General features: G+C 69.5%; 21 protein-coding genes and 1 tRNA gene. 18 read left to right on the plus strand and 4 right to left on the minus strand.

All coding sequences use genetic code 11. The features are described 5' to 3' along the window. Positions 1 to 39: 39 nt before the first annotated feature. Together ACGFU7_RS14025 and ACGFU7_RS14030 are read left to right on the plus strand one after the other, a co-directional pair. Positions 40 to 486 carry an SRPBCC family protein gene (locus tag ACGFU7_RS14025; protein ID WP_393695442.1) on the plus strand — a complete coding sequence of 149 codons (447 nt, stop codon included), beginning with the start codon at positions 40 to 42 and terminating at the stop codon, positions 484 to 486. 39 nt (positions 487 to 525) lie between these two features. Continuing rightward, a tRNA-Val gene (locus ACGFU7_RS14030) sits at positions 526 to 597 on the plus strand. Between the two features lie 79 nt (positions 598 to 676). Here the strand turns inward: ACGFU7_RS14030 and ACGFU7_RS14035 are convergent. Continuing rightward, complete coding sequence (locus tag ACGFU7_RS14035) at positions 677 to 1402, minus strand: 3'-5' exonuclease (protein ID WP_393695444.1); 726 nt, start codon at positions 1400 to 1402, stop codon at positions 677 to 679. Positions 1403 to 1594: 192 nt separating this feature from the next. Between ACGFU7_RS14035 and ACGFU7_RS14040 the strand changes: the two genes are divergently transcribed. The 3 genes from ACGFU7_RS14040 (at position 1595) to thrS (ending at position 5572) form a co-directional block, all read left to right on the plus strand. Next, a complete protein-coding gene (locus ACGFU7_RS14040; RefSeq protein WP_393695446.1) occupies positions 1595 to 2161 on the plus strand; it encodes a DUF4365 domain-containing protein in 567 nt (188 codons plus the stop codon). Further along, entirely contained in the window at positions 2161 to 3435 is a 1275-nt protein-coding gene (locus ACGFU7_RS14045) for a hypothetical protein (protein ID WP_393695448.1), read from the plus strand. The genes ACGFU7_RS14040 and ACGFU7_RS14045 overlap by 1 nt, the downstream gene beginning before the upstream one ends. A gap of 160 nt (positions 3436 to 3595) precedes the next feature. Next, complete coding sequence (thrS, locus tag ACGFU7_RS14050) at positions 3596 to 5572, plus strand: threonine--tRNA ligase (RefSeq protein WP_393695450.1); 1977 nt, start codon at positions 3596 to 3598, stop codon at positions 5570 to 5572. 29 nt (positions 5573 to 5601) lie between these two features. On the opposite strand, the gene ACGFU7_RS14055 is transcribed toward thrS, so the two are convergent. Further along, positions 5602 to 6279: a potassium channel family protein gene (locus ACGFU7_RS14055; protein ID WP_393695452.1), complete on the minus strand. Its 678-nt coding sequence runs from the start codon at positions 6277 to 6279 to the stop codon at positions 5602 to 5604. 66 nt (positions 6280 to 6345) lie between these two features. Here ACGFU7_RS14055 and ACGFU7_RS14060 point away from each other — a divergent pair, with 66 nt between their 5' ends. Continuing rightward, positions 6346 to 6906 (plus strand): HIT family protein, encoded by a 561-nt coding sequence (locus ACGFU7_RS14060; RefSeq protein ID WP_393695454.1) that lies wholly within the window; start codon positions 6346 to 6348, stop codon positions 6904 to 6906. Between the two features lie 64 nt (positions 6907 to 6970). Here the strand turns inward: ACGFU7_RS14060 and ACGFU7_RS14065 are convergent, their stop codons facing one another. Next, entirely contained in the window at positions 6971 to 8641 is a 1671-nt protein-coding gene (locus tag ACGFU7_RS14065; protein WP_393695456.1) for a hypothetical protein, read from the minus strand. A 147-nt stretch (positions 8642 to 8788) separates the two neighbouring features. Continuing rightward, positions 8789 to 11014 carry an elongation factor G-like protein EF-G2 gene (locus ACGFU7_RS14070; RefSeq protein ID WP_393695458.1) on the minus strand — a complete coding sequence of 742 codons (2226 nt, stop codon included), beginning with the start codon at positions 11012 to 11014 and terminating at the stop codon, positions 8789 to 8791. A gap of 267 nt (positions 11015 to 11281) precedes the next feature. Between ACGFU7_RS14070 and pgsA the strand changes: the two genes are divergently transcribed. The 12 genes from pgsA (at position 11282) to secD (ending at position 22338) form a co-directional block, all read left to right on the plus strand. Continuing rightward, positions 11282 to 11956, plus strand: a complete 675-nt coding sequence (gene pgsA / locus ACGFU7_RS14075) for a phosphatidylinositol phosphate synthase (protein ID WP_393695460.1) — start codon at positions 11282 to 11284, stop codon at positions 11954 to 11956. After that, on the plus strand, positions 11953 to 12888 hold the full coding sequence (locus ACGFU7_RS14080; RefSeq protein WP_393695462.1) for a phosphatidylinositol mannoside acyltransferase: 936 nt from the start codon (positions 11953 to 11955) through the stop codon (positions 12886 to 12888). The genes pgsA and ACGFU7_RS14080 overlap by 4 nt, the downstream gene beginning before the upstream one ends. Then, positions 12885 to 14045: a glycosyltransferase family 4 protein gene (locus ACGFU7_RS14085; RefSeq protein WP_393695464.1), complete on the plus strand. Its 1161-nt coding sequence runs from the start codon at positions 12885 to 12887 to the stop codon at positions 14043 to 14045. The genes ACGFU7_RS14080 and ACGFU7_RS14085 overlap by 4 nt, the downstream gene beginning before the upstream one ends. Positions 14046 to 14326: 281 nt before the next feature. Beyond that, positions 14327 to 14824, plus strand: coding sequence for a hypothetical protein (locus ACGFU7_RS14090; RefSeq protein ID WP_382901677.1), 498 nt, complete (start codon positions 14327 to 14329; stop codon positions 14822 to 14824). Between the two features lie 169 nt (positions 14825 to 14993). Continuing rightward, positions 14994 to 15914, plus strand: a complete 921-nt coding sequence (gene pdxS, locus ACGFU7_RS14095) for a pyridoxal 5'-phosphate synthase lyase subunit PdxS (protein ID WP_393695466.1) — start codon at positions 14994 to 14996, stop codon at positions 15912 to 15914. Positions 15915 to 15920: 6 nt separating this feature from the next. Beyond that, a complete protein-coding gene (gene pdxT / locus ACGFU7_RS14100; protein WP_326764560.1) occupies positions 15921 to 16514 on the plus strand; it encodes a pyridoxal 5'-phosphate synthase glutaminase subunit PdxT in 594 nt (197 codons plus the stop codon). Between the two features lie 61 nt (positions 16515 to 16575). Further along, entirely contained in the window at positions 16576 to 17328 is a 753-nt protein-coding gene (locus ACGFU7_RS14105) for a YebC/PmpR family DNA-binding transcriptional regulator (protein WP_393695468.1), read from the plus strand. A gap of 124 nt (positions 17329 to 17452) precedes the next feature. Then, positions 17453 to 18031, plus strand: a complete 579-nt coding sequence (gene ruvC / locus ACGFU7_RS14110; protein ID WP_393695470.1) for a crossover junction endodeoxyribonuclease RuvC — start codon at positions 17453 to 17455, stop codon at positions 18029 to 18031. Then, positions 18028 to 18654: a Holliday junction branch migration protein RuvA gene (gene ruvA / locus ACGFU7_RS14115; protein ID WP_393695472.1), complete on the plus strand. Its 627-nt coding sequence runs from the start codon at positions 18028 to 18030 to the stop codon at positions 18652 to 18654. Before ruvC ends, ruvA begins: the two co-directional genes overlap by 4 nt. 83 nt (positions 18655 to 18737) lie before the next feature. Further along, entirely contained in the window at positions 18738 to 19799 is a 1062-nt protein-coding gene (gene ruvB / locus ACGFU7_RS14120) for a Holliday junction branch migration DNA helicase RuvB (protein ID WP_393695474.1), read from the plus strand. 164 nt (positions 19800 to 19963) lie between these two features. Beyond that, positions 19964 to 20455: a preprotein translocase subunit YajC gene (gene yajC, locus ACGFU7_RS14125; protein ID WP_393695476.1), complete on the plus strand. Its 492-nt coding sequence runs from the start codon at positions 19964 to 19966 to the stop codon at positions 20453 to 20455. A gap of 146 nt (positions 20456 to 20601) precedes the next feature. Further along, the gene (gene secD / locus ACGFU7_RS14130; RefSeq protein WP_393695477.1) at positions 20602 to 22338 is read left to right on the plus strand and encodes a protein translocase subunit SecD; all 1737 of its coding nucleotides are present in this window, start codon (positions 20602 to 20604) and stop codon (positions 22336 to 22338) included.

The raw sequence follows: 22338 nt of genomic DNA on the forward strand, positions 1-22338 counted from the left end.
ATACTCAGTTCCCCGGCTGAGTACGCGCAGACTGGGGCCATGGACTGGAGTCACTACCGATTTGTGAGTATCTGGGATCTGCCGGGCCCACCCGACACCGTGTACGAGATCCTCGGACGCCCCGATGACTACCCGCGGTGGTGGCCGCAGATCCGCGAGGTCACCTCGGTCGACGACGCCACCGGCACCACCCGCATCCGCTCCCTCCTCCCGTACGACCTCGTCATGACCGTCCACGAACGCCGCCGCGACCCCCGGGCCAGGGTCCTCGAAGCCACCCTCAGCGGCGACCTCGACGGCTGGGCCCGGTGGACGGTCACCGCCCACGGCACCGGCAGCCGTGCCACCTACGAGCAGGAGGTCGAGGTGCACAGACGGCTGATGCGGCTCCTCGCGGTGCCCGGACGCGCCGTGTTCAAGGCCAACCACGCCCTGATGATGCGTGCCGGACGACGGGGCCTCACGGCCCGGCTGGAAGGAGTTTGAACCAGACCCTCCGAGCCCTGTATGGTTCAACCCGTTCCCGGGCGATTAGCTCAGTGGGAGAGCGCTTCGTTCACACCGAAGAGGTCACTGGTTCGAACCCAGTATCGCCCACCCGGGAGAGGCCGGTCCGTCAGCAGAATCGACGGACCGGCCTCTGCGTGTCCGGGAACAGACTCCGGGTCGTCACCGGTCACGCCGCAGCAGGAAGCTCCGGGCGCAGCGGCCACGCGGGATCCACCGCCTCCGCCGTGCCGTTCTTCGCGAACCACGCCTGCAGGCCACGCGCCTGTGCCGCATGCCATACGGCCTGCAAGGTGTGCAGCTCCGCCGGCGTCAGCCGCTCCAGACGGGACGAGAACCGCCGCCCCACCGCCCGTACCAGTTCCAGCGAGGCCGCGGCATCGGCCGCCGCGTCATGCGCACCGTCCAGCACCACCCCGTACAGCTCGCAGAGATCGGTGAGGGTCCGCCGGCCCTTGCGGTAACGGTCCAGATGCTTGTCGAGTACGCGTGGATCCAGCACACACAGTGGCGCGTTCTGCAGATACCCGGCGAGCGACGACGCCCGATGACGCTTCAGTTCCCGGTCCAGCAGCGTCAGATCGAACGGCGCGTTCATCACGACGAGCGGCCGGCCGGCCGCATTCTGCTCGGCCAGCGCCCGGGCTATCTCCTCCACCACAGGCGCCGGCCAGCGGCCGTTGCGCTGAAGATGATCGTCGGTCAGACCATGGATCTCGGTCGCCCCGGCGGGCACCGGCACCCCTGGATTCACCAGCCAGCGGGTGACGCGCACCCGCCCGCCTGTCGTGTCCTGGACGACCAGGGCGGCCGAAACGATCCGGTCCTCCTCGACGTCCACTCCCGTTGTCTCGGTGTCAAAAGCGGCCAGTGGCCCTTCGTACCAGTGAGTCATCCCCGAACTCCTCGTGCCCGAACGGCAGATGGCGTGATTCGCCTGCCCGGTTCGGTGATACCCGCACCCTTTGCCTGATACGCCGTTTGCGGGCCGCCCTGTGCGGTGACAACACAGGTGACGGGAAAGGAAGTTGTCCGTCACCCCTGTAACGAAGAACCGATCGGCACAGCCCGGAAGGCACACGCAGCCATGGCGCTCGCGCAGCCCGAACCGAGCGGGCTGCTGCCCCAGCGGATCGCACCGCTGCGCGGCACACTCGCCACCACCGCCTGCATGGAGACCCTCCAGGTGGGCTACTTGCACGCCGTCGCGGCCGCGGCGGGGTGCTCCCTGTCACAGCCCTTCCCCGACAACGGCATCGACTGGCACGTCAGCCACGGCGCACCCGGTCACACCGTGGACGACGAAGTGACCATAAAGGTGCAGCTCAAATGCACCTACCAGATCCCGCCGCACCCGCCCGGACCGACGTTCTCCTTCACGCTCGACAACGCACACCTCGTGAAGCTCGCCCGGACCCCCGTGTCGGTGCACAAGATCCTGGTCGTGATGATCGTGCCGCGCAGCCAGGACGACTGGCTGCGCGCCGGACACGACCGGCTCGACCTGCGGCACTGCTGCTACTGGATCAACCTGGCCGGCCACGCGGTGACAGGCCGGCACAGGACCACTGTGCGGATCCCGACCTCGCGCATATTCGACGACCGGGCGCTCTGCGAGATCATGACCCGCGTAGGGGCGGGAGGGAGACCCTGATGCACCGGCCGATGGACGAGTCCGTCAACGAAGTGATCCCGGCAGCCACACGCCCGCACCCCAGCGAATCCGCGGGACCGTGGCCCACCGCTCCCGAGCCGCTCGGGGACATCCCCGACCCCGCCCGTATCGACCCCGCGGTCCTCGGCGCCCTGCTCGACCGGCACGGCTGGCGGCGTCGCGGCGGGGCCGCCGGACGCTACAGCCGCTGGACCCCACCGGGACCACCGGCCCCGCCCGGCGGCGGTACGAGCCTCCTCGTGCCCGACACCACCGCCTTCCCCGACAGCGAGGACCTCCTCGGCGAGGCGCTGACCGCGCTCGCCCGCAGCGCCGCACCCTCCGCCCGCGAAGTCCTCGTCTCACTCGCCGTACCCAGCGACGAGATCCGCTGGTGGCGCGAGGTCCCCGAACCGGTCGCGGGAGTGGCCGGGGCCGCCAGCTGGACGGGCGCGGAGCAACTGCACACCGCCGCCCGGCAGATCCTGCTCGCCGGAGCCCTCGCCGTACGGGGGCGCACCGGCTACCACGGGGCACGCCACCGCCGCAGGGCCCTGGCAGCCCTCGAAGGCATCCTCGTCGGGCCCGCGCCCGGCGGCCGCGATCTCACCGCGTTCGTCCCCGTCGAACCGGGCCGTGCCGTAGCCGTACGGCTCTACCACGCCCTCCACGCCACCCGCGAGGCCGTGGACTACCAGCGGGCCACCGGCGGGCTCGAAGCCTTCGACACCGCGGTCGAGGCAGGCGTCAGCCGGGAGCTCACCGAGGCCGTCATCGCACTGGTCCGGGGCTCGGAAGGGGCCGGGATCGCCCTGGAGTGGGCGCCCGCCGCCGGGATCCCCGAGGGCTGCCCGGCCCGCCCCGAGCCGGTGGAATTCTCACCGGGTGACCTGCCCGCCCTGCGCCGGGCGGGCGCCCGCTACCTCCAGGACGAACCCGCCGTGACGGTACGGATCACCGGCGCCGTCGTCCGGCTGCGCCGCTCGGGACCGCGTGGCGCCGGGATCGTGCGGCTGCGGGTGCTGGCGGGCGCCGAGGTGCCGCACGTACGGCTGGAGCTGGACGAGGAGGCGTACCGGATCGCCGGCCATGCCCATCTGGTGGGGCTGCCGATACGGGTGGAGGGCAGGCTGGAGAGCCGCGGCGGCTTCCGGCGGCTGACCCGGACCTCGCAGGTGGTGCCCGTGCAGGTGGACGAGGCGGAACGGGACCGGCTGATGAAGTCGCTCCAGGAGAACGTCGACTATTTCGAGGAGGCGTGCACCGGCGAATAGAGGAGGCGTGCACCGGCGAATAGGGGCGCAGAGGGCGGGACGCGGGGAGCGGCGGGCCTTCGCGGCTCAACCGTTTCGCAGAGGGGGCCCACGGCTCGGTACGATTCGTATCGCACGTGCACCACGAATGCGTGCGTACCCCCTGAGTCAGGAGAGACCGGTGTCAGACGTCCGTGTGATCATCCAACGCGATTCCGAGCGGGAAGAGCGCGTGGTGACGACGGGCACTACGGCAGCCGAGCTCTTCCCCGGCGAGCGCACCGTTGTCGCCGCCCGGGTCGCCGGTGAGCTGAAGGACCTCGCGTACGCCGTCGCCGACGGCGAGGTCGTCGAGCCCGTCGAGATCTCCTCCGAGGACGGCCTGAACATCCTGCGGCACTCCACCGCGCACGTCATGGCGCAGGCGGTGCAGGAGCTCTTCCCCGAGGCCAAGCTGGGCATCGGTCCGCCGGTCAAGGACGGTTTCTACTACGACTTCGACGTCGAGAAGCCGTTCACGCCCGAGGACCTCAAGGCCATCGAGAAGAAGATGCAGGAGATCCAGAAGCGGGGGCAGAAGTTCTCCCGCCGGGTCGTGACGGACGAGGCAGCCCGTGAGGAGCTGGCCGACGAGCCGTACAAGCTGGAGCTCATCGGCATCAAGGGTGCCGCCTCCACGGACGACGGCGCGGATGTCGAGGTGGGCGGCGGTGAGCTGACCATCTACGACAACCTCGACCCGAAGACCGGCGACCTGTGCTGGAAGGACCTCTGCCGGGGCCCGCACCTGCCCACCACCCGGAACATCCCGGCGTTCAAGCTGATGCGGAACGCCGCGGCGTACTGGCGGGGCAGCGAGAAGAACCCGATGCTGCAGCGCATCTACGGCACGGCGTGGCCCACCAAGGACGAGCTCAAGGCGCACCTGGAGTTCCTGGAGGAGGCCGCCAAGCGCGACCACCGCAAGCTCGGCAACGAGCTGGACCTCTTCTCCTTCCCGGACGAGATCGGCCCCGGTCTCGCGGTCTTCCACCCCAAGGGCGGCATCATCCGCCGCGCCATGGAGGACTACTCGCGCCGGCGTCACGAGGAGGAGGGCTACGAGTTCGTCTACTCCCCGCACGCCACCAAGGGCAAGCTCTTCGAGAAGTCCGGCCACCTGGACTGGTACGCCGACGGCATGTACCCGCCCATGCAGCTCGACGACGGGGTGGACTACTACCTCAAGCCGATGAACTGCCCGATGCACAATCTGATCTTCGATGCGCGCGGGCGTTCGTACCGTGAACTGCCGCTGCGCCTCTTCGAGTTCGGCACGGTGTACCGGTACGAGAAGTCCGGCGTCGTACACGGTCTGACCCGCTCGCGCGGCTTCACGCAGGACGACGCGCACATCTACTGCACCAAGGAGCAGATGGCGGAGGAGCTCGACCGGACGCTCACCTTCGTCCTGAACCTGCTCCGCGACTACGGTCTGACCGACTTCTACCTGGAGCTCTCCACCAAGGACCCGGAGAAGTTCGTCGGCTCGGACGAGGTGTGGGAAGAGGCCACCGAGACGCTGCGCCAGGTCGCCGAGAAGCAGGGGCTGCCCCTGGTCCCGGACCCGGGCGGCGCCGCGTTCTACGGCCCGAAGATCTCGGTGCAGTGCAAGGACGCCATCGGCCGTACCTGGCAGATGTCGACCGTGCAGCTCGACTTCAACCTGCCGGAGCGCTTCGACCTGGAGTACACCGGCCCCGACGGCACCAAGCAGCGCCCGGTCATGATCCACCGTGCCCTGTTCGGTTCCATCGAGCGCTTCTTCGCGGTGCTCCTGGAGCACTACGCGGGTGCGTTCCCGGTGTGGCTGGCCCCGGTCCAGGCGGTCGGCATCCCGATCGGCGACGCGCACATCCCGTACCTCCAGGAGTTCGCGGCCAAGGCCCGGAAGAAGGGGCTGCGGGTCGAGGTGGACGCCTCGTCCGACCGGATGCAGAAGAAGATCCGGAACCAGCAGAAGGCCAAGGTGCCCTTCATGATCATTGCGGGCGACGAGGACATGGCCAACGGTGCCGTCTCCTTCCGCTACCGCGACGGATCGCAGGAGAACGGCATCCCCGTCGAGGATGCCATCGCCAAGATCCAGAAGGCTGTCGAGGACCGCGTCCAGGTCTGACAGGCACGGTGTGAGGGGCCTCCGGAGAGCTACCCGCTCTCCGGGGGCTTCTTCTCGTCCTCCCGTCTGAAAACCTGCAACAGCCACGACGAGAACGAACCCGTCACCGCTCCCAGCAGCGCCAGCCCGCAGGCCATCAGGCCCGACGCCACGACCCGGCCGCCCGGTGTGACCGGCACTGTATCCCCGTACCCCACCGTCGTGAGCGTCTCGCACGCCCACCACACCGCGTCACCGAAGGTACGGATCGAGGCCCCCTGCGCGGAGTGCTCCTGGTGGTAGACGGCGAGTGCGGCCGAGAAGCCCAGGAGCAGGGCGGTCGCACTCGCATAGGCAATCACGCGGGCGTACAGGCTCAGCCGTGGCTGCTCCCTGCGCCGCTGGACCGCGGTGTAGACCCGGATCAGGCGCAGCGGCCGCAGCAGGGGAAGCAGCAGTACCACCGTGTCCAGCCAGTGCACACGGATGAAGCGGTGGCCGAGGCCGCTGAGGCGGAGCCGTACGACGTAATCCGCGGCGAAGACCAGCCAGGTGACGCCGACCAGTGCGAGGGCGAGGCCGCGCCACAGCTCGGCGTCGTGGGGGGCGAGGACGCGGACCGCGTAACCGAGCAGGAAGAGCAGCGAGGCGCCGAGGAGCGGCACTTCTGTGCGCTGCTCCCAGCGCCTGAAACGAAGAGGGCTGGAGGCTGCGGGCTGGTCGCTCATCGCCTCAGCATCGTCGTGCGCCGACGGGTGCGGCCCCGGCGACACGCTGCCCGGGAGCGAAGCAATATGCTGATCGTCATGACGAGTGAGCCGCAGCAGCAGATCGGAGTGGGGACGCCCGACGCGTTCCAGCGCCTGTGGACGCCCCACCGGATGGCGTACATCCAGGGCGAGAACAAGCCGACCGGTCCGGAGGCCGGCGACGGCTGTCCGTTCTGTGCGATCCCGTCGAAATCGGACGAGGACGGGCTTGTCGTCGCGCGCGGCAGGAATGTCTACGCCGTGCTGAATCTGTACCCGTACAACGGTGGGCACCTGATGGTGGTGCCGTACCGCCATGTCGCCGACTACACGGAGCTGGACGGTCCGGAGACCATGGAGCTGGCCGATTTCACCAAGCGGGCGATGGTGGCTCTGCGGGCGGCGTCTGGGGCGCACGGGTTCAATATCGGTATGAACCAGGGGTCGGTGGCGGGGGCCGGTATCGCGGCCCATCTGCATCAGCATCTGGTGCCGCGCTGGGGTGGTGACACCAACTTCATGCCGGTGGTCGGGCATACGAAGGTGCTGCCGCAGTTGCTCGCCGATACGCGCAAGATGCTGGCCGACGCCTGGCCGGTGGACTGATCCGGGCTGTTGCTTCCGCTTGGGCCGCCCCGGCCTCTGCTTTGCCGGGGCGGCCTTCGCATGTCTATGCGTCGTACAGGTCGGCCTTGCGCGGGGTCGGGTCCTGAACCATCCCGCTCAGTATCATCGAGCGGTTGTCGAAGCGTTCGGTGTTGACGCCGTTCTCGTCCAGGACGCGCAGGGCGGCGCTGTGCACGGCGCGCAGGACGGGGGTGGCGGCGCGCATCGCGTCGTCGGCCATGAAGCGGTGACGCCATGGCTTCTCGGCCCAGGCGTGGCGCAGGCCGAACGGCTCGGGCAGGGCGATCTTGCCGCCCAGGTAGTCGAGGAGCGGCGGGTACCAGGTGAAGGGGGCGCGCAGGGCGAGCCGGACGACTTCGCGGGGTTCGACCAGTGCGAGGGTGATGTCTCGGGTCTCCCAGAACCGGACGGTCTTGTTGACCGTCTTGGTCCTGGCCGCCGGCTTGCTGGTGAAGAGCGAGTGGACGGGGCCGAGTGCGTGTCCGGTGATTTCGATGCGCAGGGTTTCGTAGAGCACCGTGACCGTGATCATCATGGTGATGACCAACTGGCCGTCCCAGAGGGTGAACTGGACGCCCAGGTAATGCCGGTCGCCGCCGCCGAACTGCTGGTGGTTGCAGATCCGCTGTATTTCGTGCGGCTTGACCTGGAAGGTGGCGACGTCCTCGCCGTCGGGCCGGGAGACCGAGTCGGCGTTCTCGCCGACGGGTGACACGATCCAGTGGGTGACCGACGGGGTGGGGAATCCTCCGGTGTTCAGCGGGCCGCGCTCCAGCACCTTGAGCTGGTCGTGGATGACTCGTATCAGGTCCCAGCTGCGGAACCGGTGGAATTCCTTGCCGGGGTCCTTGGAGACGAGTTCTTCGGCGAGCTGCCAGCTGCCCCATCGGGTTCCCATGCCGAGGATTCCCTTGGGGCCCGCGTAGAAGACCGAGTTGGACTGCTGCTCGGCGGAGAGTTTCTCCAGGCCCTGGCGGAGCGCCTCGCGGGAGGTCTCGTTGGGGTTCTTGGGTACGGCCTCGGGGATCTTGGCGATGACGCCGCCGCCGGAGAGCAGCCCATCCCAGCGGGCGCGCATGTCCTTGGCGGAGGACTCGGCGATCCGTTTGGCGATGAGCCAGCCGATGACGGGGGCGACGATCATCGCCCGTACATAGAGTGCGAGGAATCCGGTCAGAGGCAGCTTGATCAGGAAGAACAGGGCAACGATGCCGATGACCGGGAGCAGGGCGTTGCCCAGGGCGGCGAGGCCCTTGTCCTTGGTGTTGCCGAGCCCGTCGCGCAGTCGGAAGGCGATGACCCACAGGAGCATTCCGGGCAGGAAGAGAAAGCCGAACAGGGCGGTGACGGCGGTCAGTCTGGTGTCGCGTGCCCTGCGGAGGCGGGTCGCGGACAGGCAGTGTTCGACGACGGTCTGCGGGTCGGTTCCGAAGGACTGGATGAGGGCCTTCCGGGCGCCGCCCAGCATGCGTTCCTGAACGGCGCGGGAGAATGCCTCGCCGAGGTTGGGCTTGAAGTAGTCGGACTTGAAGATTTTGGAACGGCCCGCCTTCACTTCGGACTTGTGCCACTCGCTGTTGGCTTCAAGGATCTTCTCCACCGGGCTGTCGCGGTATGCGGCGGAGGCGAGGGCGTTCGTCGCCACCGCCTGTCCGCCCGAGCCCTGGAGCGGGATCTGCGCTCCAGGGGAGAAATCGAATCCGTCGTTGGCCACTGTCGCCCCCACTCGCCGCCAAGGATCTACTCCTGCGGCTGTTTCCCAACTGCCGTGCCCGGCACACCTTCTGAGCTGGGACCACAGCGTATCGTCCGGATCAATACGCCGCCCGCCCCTGTGGACAAGGGCGGGCGACACAGTCGATTACGCGTCATTCGGGTTGCTTTCCTGCTGTTCGCGGAGGCGTTCCGCGAGCTGTGGGGGCATGGCTTCGTGCCGGGCGTACGCCCGGTCGAAGCGGCCGGCGCCATGGGACAGGGAGCGCAGGTCGATCGCGTACCGGCCGATCTCCAGCTCCGGGACCTCGGCCCGTACGAGGGTGCGTCCCGCGCCGGACTGTTCGGTGCCGATCACCCTGCCGCGCCGCCCGGACAGATCGCTCATCACCGGCCCGACGTAGTCGTCGGGGACCAGGACCTGGATCTCGGCGACGGGTTCGAGAAGCTGGATACGGGTGTCCGCGGCGGCTTCGCGCAGGGCCAGTGCGCCTGCGGTCTGGAACGCGGCGTCGGAGGAGTCCACCGAGTGGGACTTCCCGTCCCGCAGGGTGATGCGTACGTCGACGAGCGGATGTCCGGCAGCGACTCCTCGGGCGGCCTGGGCGCGCACGCCCTTCTCGACGGACGGGATGAACTGGCGCGGTACCGATCCGCCGACCACCTTGTCGACGAATTCGATGCCCGAACCCGGTGGCAGCGGCTCCACGTCGATCTCGCAGATGGCGTACTGGCCGTGGCCGCCGGACTGTTTCACATGCCGGCCGCGCCCGGTCGACGGGCCGGCGAAGGTCTCGCGCAGCGACACCTTGTGCGGCACGGCGTCGACCTGGACGCCGTAGCGGCTGCGCAGCCGGTCCAGCGCCACATCCTGATGGGCCTCGCCGAGGCACCACAGGACCACCTGGTGGGTGTCCTGGTTCTGTTCGAGGCGCATGGTCGGGTCCTCGGCGACGAGCCGGGAGAGCCCCTGGGAGAGCTTGTCCTCGTCCGCCTTGCTGTGCGCCTCGATGGCGAGCGGCAGCAGTGGGTCCGGTGTGGTCCAGGGGTCCATCAGCAGCGGCTGGTCCTTGGCGGAGAGGGTGTCCCCGGTCTCGGCGCTGCCCAGTTTCGCGACGCAGGCCAGATCTCCCGCGATACATGCGGTGAGGGGGCGCTGCTGTTTGCCGAAGGGGGAGGAGAGCGCGCCGACGCGTACCTCCGCCTCATGGAAGGGGCGTGTCTCGTGGCAGGGGTCGGTGAGGCCGTGGCCGAAGACATGGACGGTGTCGTCGGGGCGCAGAGTGCCGGAGAAGACGCGTACGAGCGAGACCCGGCCGACGTACGGGTCGGAGGCCGTCTTGACGACCTCGGCGACGAGCGGGCCCTGCGGGTCACAGGTCAGGACCGGTCGCGGGGCCCCGTGCAGGGGGGTGACTTCGGGAAGCGGGCGCTCCAGCGGGGTGGGGAAGCCACCGGTGATCAGATCCAGGAGTTCGACGGTGCCGATGCCCTGGCGGGCGCCCTCGGTCGCGGGGGCCGCGGTGAGGACGGGGTGGAAGGCGCCTCGGGCGACGGCGCGCTCCAGGTCGTCGATGAGTGTCTTGATGTCGATCTCGGCACCGCCGAGGTAGCGGTCCATCAGGGTCTCGTCCTCGCTCTCGGCGATGATCCCCTCGATGAGCCGGTTGCGGGCCTCCCGGAGCGTGGTCTGCTGGGCGTCGGCGGGCGGGTTCTCCTGCCGCTCGCCCGAGGAGTAGTCGAAGATCCGCTGGGTGAGGAGTCCGGTGAGCCCGGTGAGCGGAGCGTGCCCGTCCGGGCCCTCGGGTCCGTGCACCGGCAGATAGAGCGGGAGTACGGCGTCGGGGTCGTCGCCGCCGAAGATCTCGCCGCAGATCCGGGTCATCTCGTCGAACGAGGTGCGCGCGGTGTCGAGGTGCGTGACGACGATGGCGCGCGGCATGCCGACGGCGGCGCACTCCTCCCACACGGCGCGGGTGGCGCCCGCCACGGCGTCGGCCTCCTGGGCCGCGGACACAATGAACAGGGCCGCGTCCGCTGCCCGCAGACCGGCCCTGAGCTCCCCGACGAAATCGGCATATCCGGGGGTGTCCAGCAGATTGATCTTGTACCCGCCCCATTCGACGGGGACGAGCGAGAGCTGTACGGAGCGTTGCTGGCGGTGTTCGATCTCGTCGTAGTCGGAGACCGTCGCGCCGTCCTCGACCCGGCCGGCCCGGTTGACCGCGCCCGCGGTCAGTGCGAGGGCCTCGACGAGGGTGGTCTTGCCGGAGCCGCTGTGGCCGACCAGCACCACATTCCGTATGGATGAGGGCTGGTCGGCCGTCGCTGCCCTGCCGGCGGCCCCGGTGTGTGCGTGTGCCTTGTCGCCCATGATGCGTGCCTCCCAGATAGTGGCGCGGAGCGGGAAGAAAAACCGGCGCGGTGTGGGGAGAAGGGTGCACGGGCACGAGGAGCCGCCGCGGCGGCTACGGCGACGCCCGCGGTAATTCGAGCTTTCCACTCAGGTCAGGTTGCGTCCATACGTCGTGCACCGCGGCGCGACGCCGGGTGCCCGGACGGTGGAGTCCCGCGGGCGTGACTACGATGGGCCAGCCGGTGGCCGTAGGGGCCGCTCGGCCCACCGACCCTCGGGAAGGCCATGCTGAACAAGTACGCGCGTGCATTTTTTACGCGTGTCCTCACACCGTTCGCCGCGCTGTTGCTCCGTCTCGGCGTGAGCCCTGACGCGGTCACTCTGATCGGTACGGCCGGGGTGATGGCAGGTGCGCTGGTCTTCTTCCCGATGGGGGAGTTCTTCTGGGGCACGATCGTCATCACGATCTTCGTCTTCTCCGACCTCGTCGACGGCAATATGGCCCGGCAGGCCGGTATCTCCAGCCGTTGGGGCGCGTTCCTGGACTCGACCCTGGACCGGGTCGCCGACGGGGCGATCTTCGGCGGGTTCGCGCTCTGGTACGCGGGCAACGGCGACGACAACGTGATGTGCGCGGTCGCGATCTTCTGCCTGGCGAGCGGCCAGGTGGTCTCGTACACGAAGGCGCGCGGTGAGTCGATCGGGCTGCCGGTCGCGGTCAACGGTCTCGTGGAGCGCGCCGAGCGGCTGGTCATCTCGCTGGTCGCGGCCGGATTGGCCGGTCTCCACAAGTTCGGTGTCCCCGGGATCCAGATCCTGCTGCCGATCGCGCTGTGGATCGTCGCGGTGGGCAGCCTGGTGACGCTCGTGCAGCGGGTCGTGACCGTGCGCCGCGAGTCCGCACAGGCCGACGCGGCCGAGGCCGCCGCTGCGGACCGGGGGAGCGGGGCCGCACAGTGAGCGGCGCACCGGGTGACACGCAGACCGGCCTGCGGGACCGGCTGACCGACGGGCTGTACGGGCTCGGCTGGACCGCTGTCAAAAAGCTCCCCGAACCGGTTGCCCGCGCCTTCTTCCGCACCATCGCCGACCAGGTGTGGAAGCGGCGGGGCAAGAGTGTGCTGCGGCTGGAGTCGAATCTGGCGCGGGTCGTGCCCGGGGCTTCCCCGGCCCGGCTCGCCGCGCTCTCCAAGGCCGGGATGCGCTCGTACATGCGCTACTGGATGGAGTCGTTCCGGCTGCCTACCTGGAGTCCGGCACGGATCAAGGCGTCCATAGACGTGACGGACGCGCACCGGCTGACCGACGGGCTGGACACCGGCCGCGGTGTCATCCTCGCCCTGCCGCACCTGGGGAACTGGGACCTGGCCGGAGCCTGGGTCACCACCGATCTCAGGGTGCCCTTCACCACGGTCGCCGAGCGGCTCAAGCCCGAGACGCTGTACGACCGGTTCGTGGCCTACCGCGAGGGTCTCGGCATGGAGGTCCTGCCGCACAGCGGCGGCGCCGCCTTCGGCACCCTGGCGCGGCGGCTGCGTGCGGGCGGCCTGGTCTGTCTGGTCGCCGACCGTGATCTGTCGGCCTCCGGCGTCGAGGTGAAGTTCTTCGGCGACACCGCGCGCATGCCCGCGGGACCGGCGCTGCTGGCCCAGCAGACCGGGGCGCTGCTGCTGCCGGTGACACTCTCGTACGACGACACGCCCGTGATGAAGGCGCGAATCCATCCGCCGGTCGAGGTGCCCGAGTCAGGCAGCCGTACGGAGAAGACGTCCTCGATGACACAGGCGCTGGCCGATGCCTTCGCCGTCGGGATCGCCGAGCATCCGGAGGACTGGCACATGCTGCAACGGCTCTGGCTGGCCGACCTGGAGAACCGGGAGGACCGGCCATGAAGATCGGCATCGTCTGCCCGTACTCCTGGGACGTACCCGGCGGTGTGCAGTTCCACATCCGGGACCTGGCCGAACACCTGATCCGTCTGGGGCATCAGGTGTCGGTGCTGGCGCCCGCCGACGACGAGACACCGCTGCCGCCGTACGTGGTCTCGGCGGGCCGGGCCGTGCCCGTCCCGTACAACGGCTCCGTGGCCCGGCTGAACTTCGGCTTCCTGTCGGCCGCCCGGGTGCGCCGCTGGCTGCACGACGGCACCTTCGACGTGATCCACATCCATGAGCCGACCTCGCCGTCGCTGGGGCTGCTCGCCTGCTGGGCCGCGCAGGGGCCGATCGTCGCCACGTTCCACACCTCCAACCCGCGCTCCCGGGCCATGATCGCCGCGTACCCGATCCTTCAGCCCGCGCTGGAGAAGATCAGCGCGCGCATCGCGGTGAGCGAGTACGCACGCCGGACCCTGGTCGAGCACCTGGGCGGCGACGCGGTCGTCATCCCGAACGGGGTCGACGTCGGTTTCTTCGCCGGAGCCGAGCCCAAGGCCGAGTGGCAGGGCGGCACCATCGGCTTCATCGGGCGCATCGACGAGCCCCGCAAGGGCCTGCCCGTCCTGATGAGGGCGCTGCCCGCGATCCTTGCCGCACGTCCGGACGCCAGGCTGCTGGTGGCGGGCCGCGGCGACGAGGTGGAGGCCGTTGCCTCCCTGCCCGAGGAGATGCGCGGGCGCGTCGAATTCCTCGGCATGGTGAGCGACGAGGACAAGGCGCGGCTGCTGCGCAGCGTCGATGTGTACGTCGCACCCAATACGGGCGGCGAGAGTTTCGGGATCATCCTGGTCGAGGCGATGTCGGCCGGCGCGCCGGTCCTGGCCAGCGATCTGGACGCGTTCGCGCAGGTCCTGGACCTGGGCGCGGCGGGCGAACTCTTCACCAACGAGGATGCCGACGCGCTGGCGTCGGCGGCGATCCGGCTGCTCGGCGACCCGGAGCGGCGTACGGAGCTGCGCGACCGGGGAACCGCGCACGTGCGGCGCTTCGACTGGTCGACGGTCGGGGCGGACATCCTTGCGGTGTACGAGACGGTGACGGACGGCGCGGCGTCGGTGGCGGCCGACGAACGCACGGGTCTGCGCGCACGCTTCGGACTGGCGCGGGACTAGGGCCCGTCCGGCGATCTGCGTTGCGCATCGAGCCGGTCGGGTGGTTCGGGCGGCAATTCGAGCCCGGGTGATGTGCGTTGTCCATCAAGCCCGGCCGGCGATTGAGGACCGGGGCCCGGGGCAGCGCCCCGGCGGCAACCGAGTCGGCCCGCCCTGGCCGGTAGCCCGCACCCGCCCCGTACCCCGGGCCGGACGGCCACACCACCTGTGCCCCGACGGTAGCCTTGCCGCCCGTGATCGAAACCCTCATCTGGATCGCCGTCGCGATTGTCGCGATCGGTATGTACCTCAGCTGGACCGCCGGCCGGCTGGACCGGCTGCACGCCCGCATCGACGCCGCCCGCGCCGCCCTCGACGCACAGCTCCTGCGCCGCGCCTCGGTCACCCAGGAACTGGCGACATCGGGTGTCCTCGACCCGGCCGCGTCCATCGTGCTGTACGAGGCCGCGCACGCCGCCCGCCAGGCGGAGGAGGAGAACCGCGAGGTCGCGGAGAGTGAGCTGAGCACCGCACTGCGGGCGGTGTTCGGTGAGACGGCGCAGGTGGAGTCCGTGAAGGAGATCCCCGGCGGCGAGGAGGCGGCGTTCGAACTCGCCGCAGCCGTGCGCCGGGTCCCGATGGCGCGGCGGTTCCACAACGACGCGGTGCGCGCGGCGCGTGCGCTGCGCCGGCACCGTACGGTGCGGTGGTTCAGGCTGGCCGGGCACGCCCCGTTCCCGCTCGCCTTCGAGATGGACGACGAACCACCGGTCGCCCTGGCGGACCGCCCCGTCAGCTGATCCGGCGGGCCGCTCTCGTACGTGACCGGGCTCACAACCTGTGCCGTACCCGTTCAAAATGATCCACCGGCCTTCCATTGGCCCTTGCTGTGGACTGGTCCCGGAGAGTTTGCTCAGCAGTGCACCAATCAGCGCTTTCAGCAACTTTTTCTCCGAGTGAGGTCGATCCGTGTCCACGCTTCCCACCACCCCGCAGTCCGCCGACTCCCCGGCCATCGGCACCGCCCGCGTCAAGCGCGGCATGGCCGAGCAGCTCAAGGGCGGCGTGATCATGGACGTCGTCAATGCCGAGCAGGCGAAGATCGCCGAGGACGCGGGCGCCGTGGCTGTCATGGCCCTGGAGCGGGTGCCGGCCGACATCCGCAAGGACGGCGGCGTGGCCCGGATGTCGGACCCGAACATGATCGAGGAGATCATCGAGGCCGTCTCCATCCCGGTGATGGCGAAGTCCCGCATCGGGCACTTCGTCGAGGCCCAGGTCCTGCAGTCCCTCGGTGTCGACTACATCGACGAGTCCGAGGTCCTCACCCCGGCCGACGAGGTCAACCACAGCGACAAGTTCGCCTTCACCACCCCGTTCGTCTGCGGCGCCACCAACCTGGGCGAGGCCCTGCGCCGTATCGCCGAGGGCGCGGCCATGATCCGTTCGAAGGGCGAGGCCGGCACCGGAAACGTCGTCGAGGCGGTCCGTCACCTGCGCCAGATCAAGAACGAGATCGCTCGCCTGCGCGGCTACGACAACAACGAGCTGTACGCCGCCGCCAAGGAGCTCCGCGCCCCGTACGAGCTGGTCAAGGAGGTCGCCGAGCTCGGCAAGCTGCCCGTCGTACTGTTCTCCGCGGGCGGCGTCGCCACCCCCGCCGACGCCGCGCTGATGCGCCAGCTCGGCGCCGAGGGCGTCTTCGTCGGCTCCGGCATCTTCAAGTCCGGCGACCCGGCCAAGCGCGCCGCCGCCATCGTGAAGGCCACCACCTTCTACGACGACCCGAAGATCATCGCGGACGCCTCCCGGAACCTGGGCGAGGCCATGGTCGGCATCAACTGCGACACCCTGCCCGAGGCCGAGCGCTACGCCAACCGTGGCTGGTAGTCACTGATGAGCGACACCCCTGTGATCGGAGTCCTGGCTCTCCAGGGCGACGTACGGGAACACCTGATCGCCCTGGCCTCGGCGGATGCCCTGGCCAGGCCGGTCCGGCGTCCCGAGGAACTCGCCGAGGTCGACGGCCTGGTCATACCCGGTGGCGAATCCACCACGATGTCCAAGCTGGCCTCCCTGTTCGGCATGCTGGAACCTTTGCGCGAGCGAGTGCGGGACGGGATGCCGGTCTACGGCACCTGCGCCGGAATGATCCTGCTCGCCGACAAGATCCTCGACCCGCGCTCGGGCCAGGAGACGGTCGGCGGGATCGACATGATCGTGCGACGTAACGCCTTCGGGCGGCAGAACGAGTCCTTCGAGGCGGCCGTCGAGGTCGCCGGTATCGAGGACGGCCCGGTCGAGGGCGTGTTCATCCGCGCCCCGTGGGTGGAATCGGTCGGCGCGCAGGCCAAGGTGGTGGCGGAGCACGGTGGTCACATCGTCGCCGTACGTCAGGGAAACGCCCTGGCGACGTCCTTCCACCCGGAACTGACCGGGGACCATCGGGTTCACGCGTTGTTCGTGGACATGGTGCGCGCCGTCGGCTGACTCGATCCCGGTAGGATCTCTCGGGTTCGGATCGTTTTTGGTGACGCGAAGGAGAAGGCAGATGTCCGGCCACTCTAAATGGGCTACGACGAAGCACAAGAAGGCCGTGATTGATGCCAAGCGCGGCAAGCTCTTCGCGAAGCTGATCAAGAACATCGAGGTCGCGGCGCGCACCGGCGGTGTGGACCCCGAGGGAAACCCGACCCTCGTGGACGCGATCCAGAAGGCGAAGAAGAGCTCCGTACCGAACAAGAACATCGACTCCGCGGTCAAGCGCGGTGGCGGTCTCGAAGCGGGCGGCGTCGACTACCAGACGATCATGTACGAGGGTTACGGCCCGAACGGTGTCGCGGTGCTCATCGAGTGCCTCACCGACAACCGCAACCGTGCCGCATCCGACGTGCGTGTCGCGATGACCCGCAACGGCGGTTCGATGGCCGACCCGGGTTCGGTCTCGTACCTCTTCAACCGCAAGGGTGTCGTCATCGTCCCCAAGGGCGAGCTGACCGAGGACGACGTCCTGGGTGCCGTCCTCGACGCGGGCGCCGAGGAGGTCAACGACCTCGGTGACACCTACGAGGTCGTCAGCGAGGCCACCGACATGGTCGCGGTCCGTACCGCGCTCCAGCAGACCGGCATCGACTACGACTCCGCCGAGGCCAACTTCCTGCCGACCATGCAGGTCGAGCTGGACGAGGAGGGCGCGCGCAAGATCTTCAAGCTGATCGACGCGCTGGAGGACAGCGACGACGTGCAGAACGTCTTCGCCAACTTCGATGTCTCGGACGAGGTCATGGAGAAGGTCGACGCCTGAGCCGCGCTCAGCACAGCCTTCACGCACGGGCCGACGGGGACACACCCCGTCGGCCCGTCGCATTGTCAGTGCGAGCCGATAGCCTGCGGGAACAGTTGACCGATCGGTACGGAGGGGGCCTCCCATGCGGGTACTCGGCGTCGACCCGGGTCTGACCCGGTGCGGTGTCGGCGTCGTCGAAGGCGTCGTCGGCCGGCCTCTGACGATGCTCGGCGTCGGAGTCGTCCGCACCCCGGCCGATGCGGAGCTCGGCCACCGGCTGGTCGCCATCGAGCGCGGCATCGAGGAATGGCTCGACGAGTACCGGCCCGAATTCGTCGCCGTGGAGCGGGTGTTCAGCCAGCACAACGTCCGTACGGTGATGGGCACCGCCCAGGCCAGCGCGGTCGCCATGCTCTGCGCGTCCCGGCGCGGCATACCGGTTGCCCTGCACACCCCCAGTGAGGTCAAGGCGGCCGTCACCGGCAGCGGTCGTGCCGACAAGGCGCAGGTCGGCGCCATGGTCACCCGGCTGCTGCGGCTCGACGCCCCGCCGAAACCCGCCGACGCGGCCGACGCCCTCGCGCTTGCCATCTGCCACATCTGGCGCGCCCCCGCCGTCAACCGCCTCCAGCAGGCACACGCGGCAGCCGCCGCAGCACCAGCTCGTATCCCGCGCGTTCCCCGTACACCCGCAGTCCCCGTCCGGAAGGTCCCCCGATGATCGCCTTCGTCAGCGGCCCCGTGGCCGCACTCGCCCCGACCACGGCCGTGATCGAGGTCGGCGGCATCGGCATGGCCGTCCAGTGCACGCCGAACACCCTCGCCGGCCTCCGGATCGGCAAGGAGGCCAGGCTGGCCACCTCCCTCGTCGTACGGGAGGACTCGCTCACCCTCTACGGCTTCGCCGACGACGACGAGCGGCAGATCTTCGAGCTGCTCCAGACCGCCAGCGGAGTCGGACCCCGGCTCGCCCAGGCCATGCTCGCCACCCACAGTCCGGACGCCCTGCGGATCGCGGTCGCCACCGGCGACGAGAAGGCGCTCACCGCCGTCTCGGGCATCGGCAAGAAGGGCGCGCAGAAACTCCTCCTCGAACTGAAGGACAGACTCGGCGAGCCCGTCGGCGCCCACATCGGCCAGCAGGGCATCGGCACCGCCGTCACCTCCTCCTGGCGCGATCAGCTGCAGGCGGCTCTGATCGGTCTCGGCTACGCCACCCGAGAGGCCGACGAAGCGGTCACCGCTGTCGCCCCGCAGGCCGAGGCGGCCCTGGCCGATGGCGGGCAGGCCCCCGTGCCGCAGCTGCTGCGCGCCGCGCTGCAGACCCTCAACCGCGCGCGCTGACCGGAGCGCGTCACCCCGGGGGAGACCCCGACGCCGGGCCGGGCACCGCACGGCACCGAAACACCCGAGGCGGGACAGACTGAATGAACTGGGACGAGACCGGACCCGACACCGACGAGCGCCTCGTCGACGCCGACGCGGACGGCGAGGACACCGCGGTCGAAGCGGCGCTGCGGCCGAAGGACCTCGACGAATTCGTCGGCCAGGAAAAGGTGCGCGAACAGCTCGACCTGGTCCTCAAGGCGGCCAGGGCCCGCGGCGCCACCGCCGACCATGTCCTGCTCTCCGGCGCCCCCGGCCTCGGCAAGACCACCCTCTCCATGATCATTGCTGCCGAGATGGACGCACCGATCCGGATCACCTCGGGCCCCGCCATCCAGCATGCGGGTGATCTTGCCGCCATTCTCTCCTCACTCCAGGAGGGCGAGGTCCTCTTCCTCGACGAGATCCACCGCATGTCGCGGCCCGCCGAGGAGATGCTGTACATGGCGATGGAGGACTTCCGGGTCGACGTCATCGTCGGCAAGGGCCCCGGAGCCACCGCCATCCCGCTGGAACTGCCGCCCTTCACCCTGGTCGGCGCCACCACCAGGGCCGGACTTCTGCCGCCCCCGCTGCGCGACCGTTTCGGCTTCACCGGCCATATGGAGTTCTACGCCCCCACCGAGCTGGAACGCGTCATCCACCGCTCCGCCCGACTCCTCGACGTGGCGATAGACGTGGACGGCGCCGCCGAGATCGCCGGACGCTCCCGCGGCACCCCCCGTATCGCCAACCGGCTGCTGCGCCGCGTCCGGGACTACGCCCAGGTCAAGGCCGACGGACGGATCGACCGCGCCGTCGCCTCCGCCGCCCTCAGGGTGTACGAGGTCGACGCGCGCGGCCTGGACCGGCTGGACCGGGCGGTGCTCGGCGCCCTGCTGAAGCTCTTCGGCGGTGGACCCGTCGGGCTGTCCACCCTCGCGGTAGCCGTGGGCGAGGAGCGCGAGACGGTCGAGGAGGTCGCGGAGCCCTTCCTGGTGCGGGAAGGACTGCTGGCCAGGACGCCGAGGGGGCGCGTCGCGACACCCGCGGCCTGGGCCCACCTCGGCCTCGTACCTCCCCAGCAGGGCGGAAAGGGACAACAGGGCCTGTTCGGGGCGTGATGCGTCACAGGTTCACCCGGACAGGAACCACCGAGCGACGCCGGGCGTTGTTCCATCGATGCGGACTCGCTTAGACTCCGCCGATGCCGCCCGTACAGGTCGGTGAACCCACCCCCGTAGATCAGGCCGCCCTCCAGCGCGGTCGTGCGAAGGAAACTCGTCCCGTGAATCCCGTGACTCTCCTCCCCTTCATCGTGCTCATCGGGGCCATGTTCCTGATGACGCGGTCCGCCAAGAAGAAGCAGGCGGCCGCTGCCCAGATGCGCAACGATATGCAGCCCGGCACCGGCGTCCGGACGATCGGGGGCATGTACGCCACCGTCAAGGAGCTTCACGACGACACGGTTCTCCTTGAGATCGCGCCCGGCGTCCACGCCATCTACGCCAAGAACGCCATCGGCGCCGTCCTCGATGACGCGGAGTACAACCGCATCGTCCACGGCGACGGCGATGACGCCCTCGACATCGACGGCGCGGTCGTGCCGGACGACGCCTCCTCGCTGACCGAGGCCGACGCCGAGGCCGACGAGGACACTTCGGACGACGCCAAGATCGACCTGGGCAAGAAGGCCGAGGCCGACGACGCCGAGCCGACGGACGCCGAGTCCGACAAGAAGTCCGAGGGCAAGAACGACGGCGAGGCCGACGCGAAGTAACCCACGACCCGGGGATGCCGTGAGCCCACCGGCATCCGGCACTCCCCGGACCGTGCGATCCTCTGCGGGGGCGGGTCCCCACTACACTTCGTGGCCGCTCGGGCGCGTACCCGGCGCGGGGCGGTTGGACAGGGAGAAACGAGAAGGTGGCAGCACCGAAGAAGAGCCGAGGGCCGGCCGGCGGTCAGGGCAGGCCGGGGCGTTCCCTGGCTCTGATCCTGATCGCCATGGTCGCGCTCACCGGCGGGATGTTCCTGGCCGATCAGCCGACCCCACGACTGGGCATCGACCTGGCGGGTGGCACGTCCATCACGCTTGAGGCGAAGAGCGAGCCGGGCCAGGAATCGGCGATCAACAAGACCAACATGGACACCGCGGTCGAGATCATGAACCGCCGTGTCAATGGTCTGGGCGTCAGCGAGGCCGAGGTCCAGACACAGGGCGATCGCAACATCATCGTCAACATCCCCAAGGGCACGAACTCCGCCCAGGCCCGTGAGCAGGTCGGTACCACCGCCAAGCTCTACTTCCGGCCGGTGCTGACCGTCGCCCAGGGCACGCCCACCCCGACGCCCAGCGCCTCGTCGTCCGGCAAGCCCAGCCCGAGCGCCTCGGGATCGGACAAGGGGAAGGCGTCGGCGACGCCGAGCGCGAGTGCCTCCACGCAGGGCCGCGCGGTCACCGACGGCCTCAAGGCCGACACCACGCCGAGCCCCAAGGCGAGCGGCTCCGCCGCCGCTGCGCCGTCGCCCTCCGCGTCCGCTCCCTCCGCCGCGGACGAGGCGGCCGCCGCCAAGCTGCAGAAGCAGTTCGCGGCGCTCGACTGCTCCAAGAAGGCTTCCCGCGCCAAGGCGGCACTGGGCGCCAAGCCCACAGCCATGGTCGTCGCGTGCAGCTCCGAGGGCGACGCCAAGTACGTCCTCGGCCCGGCCGAGGTGTCCGGCACCGAGGTCGACAACGCCAAGGCCAACTTCGATCAGTCGCGTGGCATGTGGATCGTCAACATGGAGTTCTCCAAGAAGGGCTCCAAGCAGTTCCAGACGATCACCAAGAAGCTCTCCGCGCAGCAGCCCCCGCAGAACCAGTTCGCCATCGTTCTGGACGGCGATGTCGTCTCCGCGCCCCAGGTGAACACGACGCTCAGCGGCAGCGCCGAGATCTCCGGCAGCTTCACCCAGCAGTCCGCCGAGGACCTGGCCAACGTGCTCTCCTACGGTGCGCTCCCGCTCTCGTTCAAGGAGCAGAGCGCCACCACCGTCACCGCCGCGCTCGGTGGCGAGCAGCTCCAGGCGGGTCTGATCGCAGGCGCCATCGGTCTGTTCCTGGTGGTCATCTACCTGGTGGCCTACTACCGCGGACTGGCGCTCATCGCGCTCCTGAGCCTCCTGGCCTCCGGCATCCTGACCTACACGATCATGGCGCTGCTCGGCCCGGCCATCGGCTTCGCACTGAACCTCCCGGCGGTCTGTGGCGCCATCGTGGCCATCGGTATCACCGCGGACTCCTTCATCGTGTACTTCGAGAGAATCCGCGACGAGATCCGCGAGGGCCGTACGCTCCGCCCGGCCGTCGAGCGCGCCTGGCCGCGCGCCCGGCGCACCATCCTGGTCTCCGACTTCGTGTCGTTCCTCGCCGCGGCGGTGCTCTTCGTGGTCACCGTCGGCAAGGTCCAGGGCTTCGCCTTCACGCTGGGTCTCACCACCCTGCTCGACGTGGTCGTGGTGTTCCTCTTCACCAAGCCCGTCATGACGCTGATGGCCCGCACGAAGTTCTTCTCCAGCGGTCACCCGTGGTCCGGACTGGACCCGAAGCGGCTCGGCGCCAAGCCGCCGCTGCGCCGCTCGCGCCGTGTCAACGCCCCCACTGACCCGAAGGAGGCGTGA

Source organism: Streptomyces sp. NPDC048473 (assembly GCF_043200155.1).
Classification (GTDB): Bacteria; Actinomycetota; Actinomycetes; order Streptomycetales; family Streptomycetaceae; genus Streptomyces.

Excerpts from the sequence above, each read along its gene's own strand:
- ACGFU7_RS14025 (WP_393695442.1), top strand. The coding sequence starts at position 40 with ATGGACTGGAGTCACTACCGATTTGTGAGTATCTGGGATCTGCCGGGC.
- ACGFU7_RS14035 (WP_393695444.1), bottom strand. The coding sequence starts at position 1,402 with ATGACTCACTGGTACGAAGGGCCACTGGCCGCTTTTGACACCGAGACA.
- ACGFU7_RS14040 (WP_393695446.1), top strand. The coding sequence starts at position 1,595 with ATGGCGCTCGCGCAGCCCGAACCGAGCGGGCTGCTGCCCCAGCGGATC.
- ACGFU7_RS14045 (WP_393695448.1), top strand. The coding sequence starts at position 2,161 with ATGCACCGGCCGATGGACGAGTCCGTCAACGAAGTGATCCCGGCAGCC.
- ACGFU7_RS14055 (WP_393695452.1), bottom strand. The coding sequence starts at position 6,279 with ATGAGCGACCAGCCCGCAGCCTCCAGCCCTCTTCGTTTCAGGCGCTGG.
- ACGFU7_RS14060 (WP_393695454.1), top strand. The coding sequence starts at position 6,346 with ATGCTGATCGTCATGACGAGTGAGCCGCAGCAGCAGATCGGAGTGGGG.
- ACGFU7_RS14070 (WP_393695458.1), bottom strand. The coding sequence starts at position 11,014 with ATGGGCGACAAGGCACACGCACACACCGGGGCCGCCGGCAGGGCAGCG.
- pgsA (WP_393695460.1), top strand. The coding sequence starts at position 11,282 with ATGCTGAACAAGTACGCGCGTGCATTTTTTACGCGTGTCCTCACACCG.
- ACGFU7_RS14085 (WP_393695464.1), top strand. The coding sequence starts at position 12,885 with ATGAAGATCGGCATCGTCTGCCCGTACTCCTGGGACGTACCCGGCGGT.
- ACGFU7_RS14090 (WP_382901677.1), top strand. The coding sequence starts at position 14,327 with ATGTACCTCAGCTGGACCGCCGGCCGGCTGGACCGGCTGCACGCCCGC.
- pdxT (WP_326764560.1), top strand. The coding sequence starts at position 15,921 with ATGAGCGACACCCCTGTGATCGGAGTCCTGGCTCTCCAGGGCGACGTA.
- ACGFU7_RS14105 (WP_393695468.1), top strand. The coding sequence starts at position 16,576 with ATGTCCGGCCACTCTAAATGGGCTACGACGAAGCACAAGAAGGCCGTG.
- ruvC (WP_393695470.1), top strand. The coding sequence starts at position 17,453 with ATGCGGGTACTCGGCGTCGACCCGGGTCTGACCCGGTGCGGTGTCGGC.
- ruvA (WP_393695472.1), top strand. The coding sequence starts at position 18,028 with ATGATCGCCTTCGTCAGCGGCCCCGTGGCCGCACTCGCCCCGACCACG.
- ruvB (WP_393695474.1), top strand. The coding sequence starts at position 18,738 with ATGAACTGGGACGAGACCGGACCCGACACCGACGAGCGCCTCGTCGAC.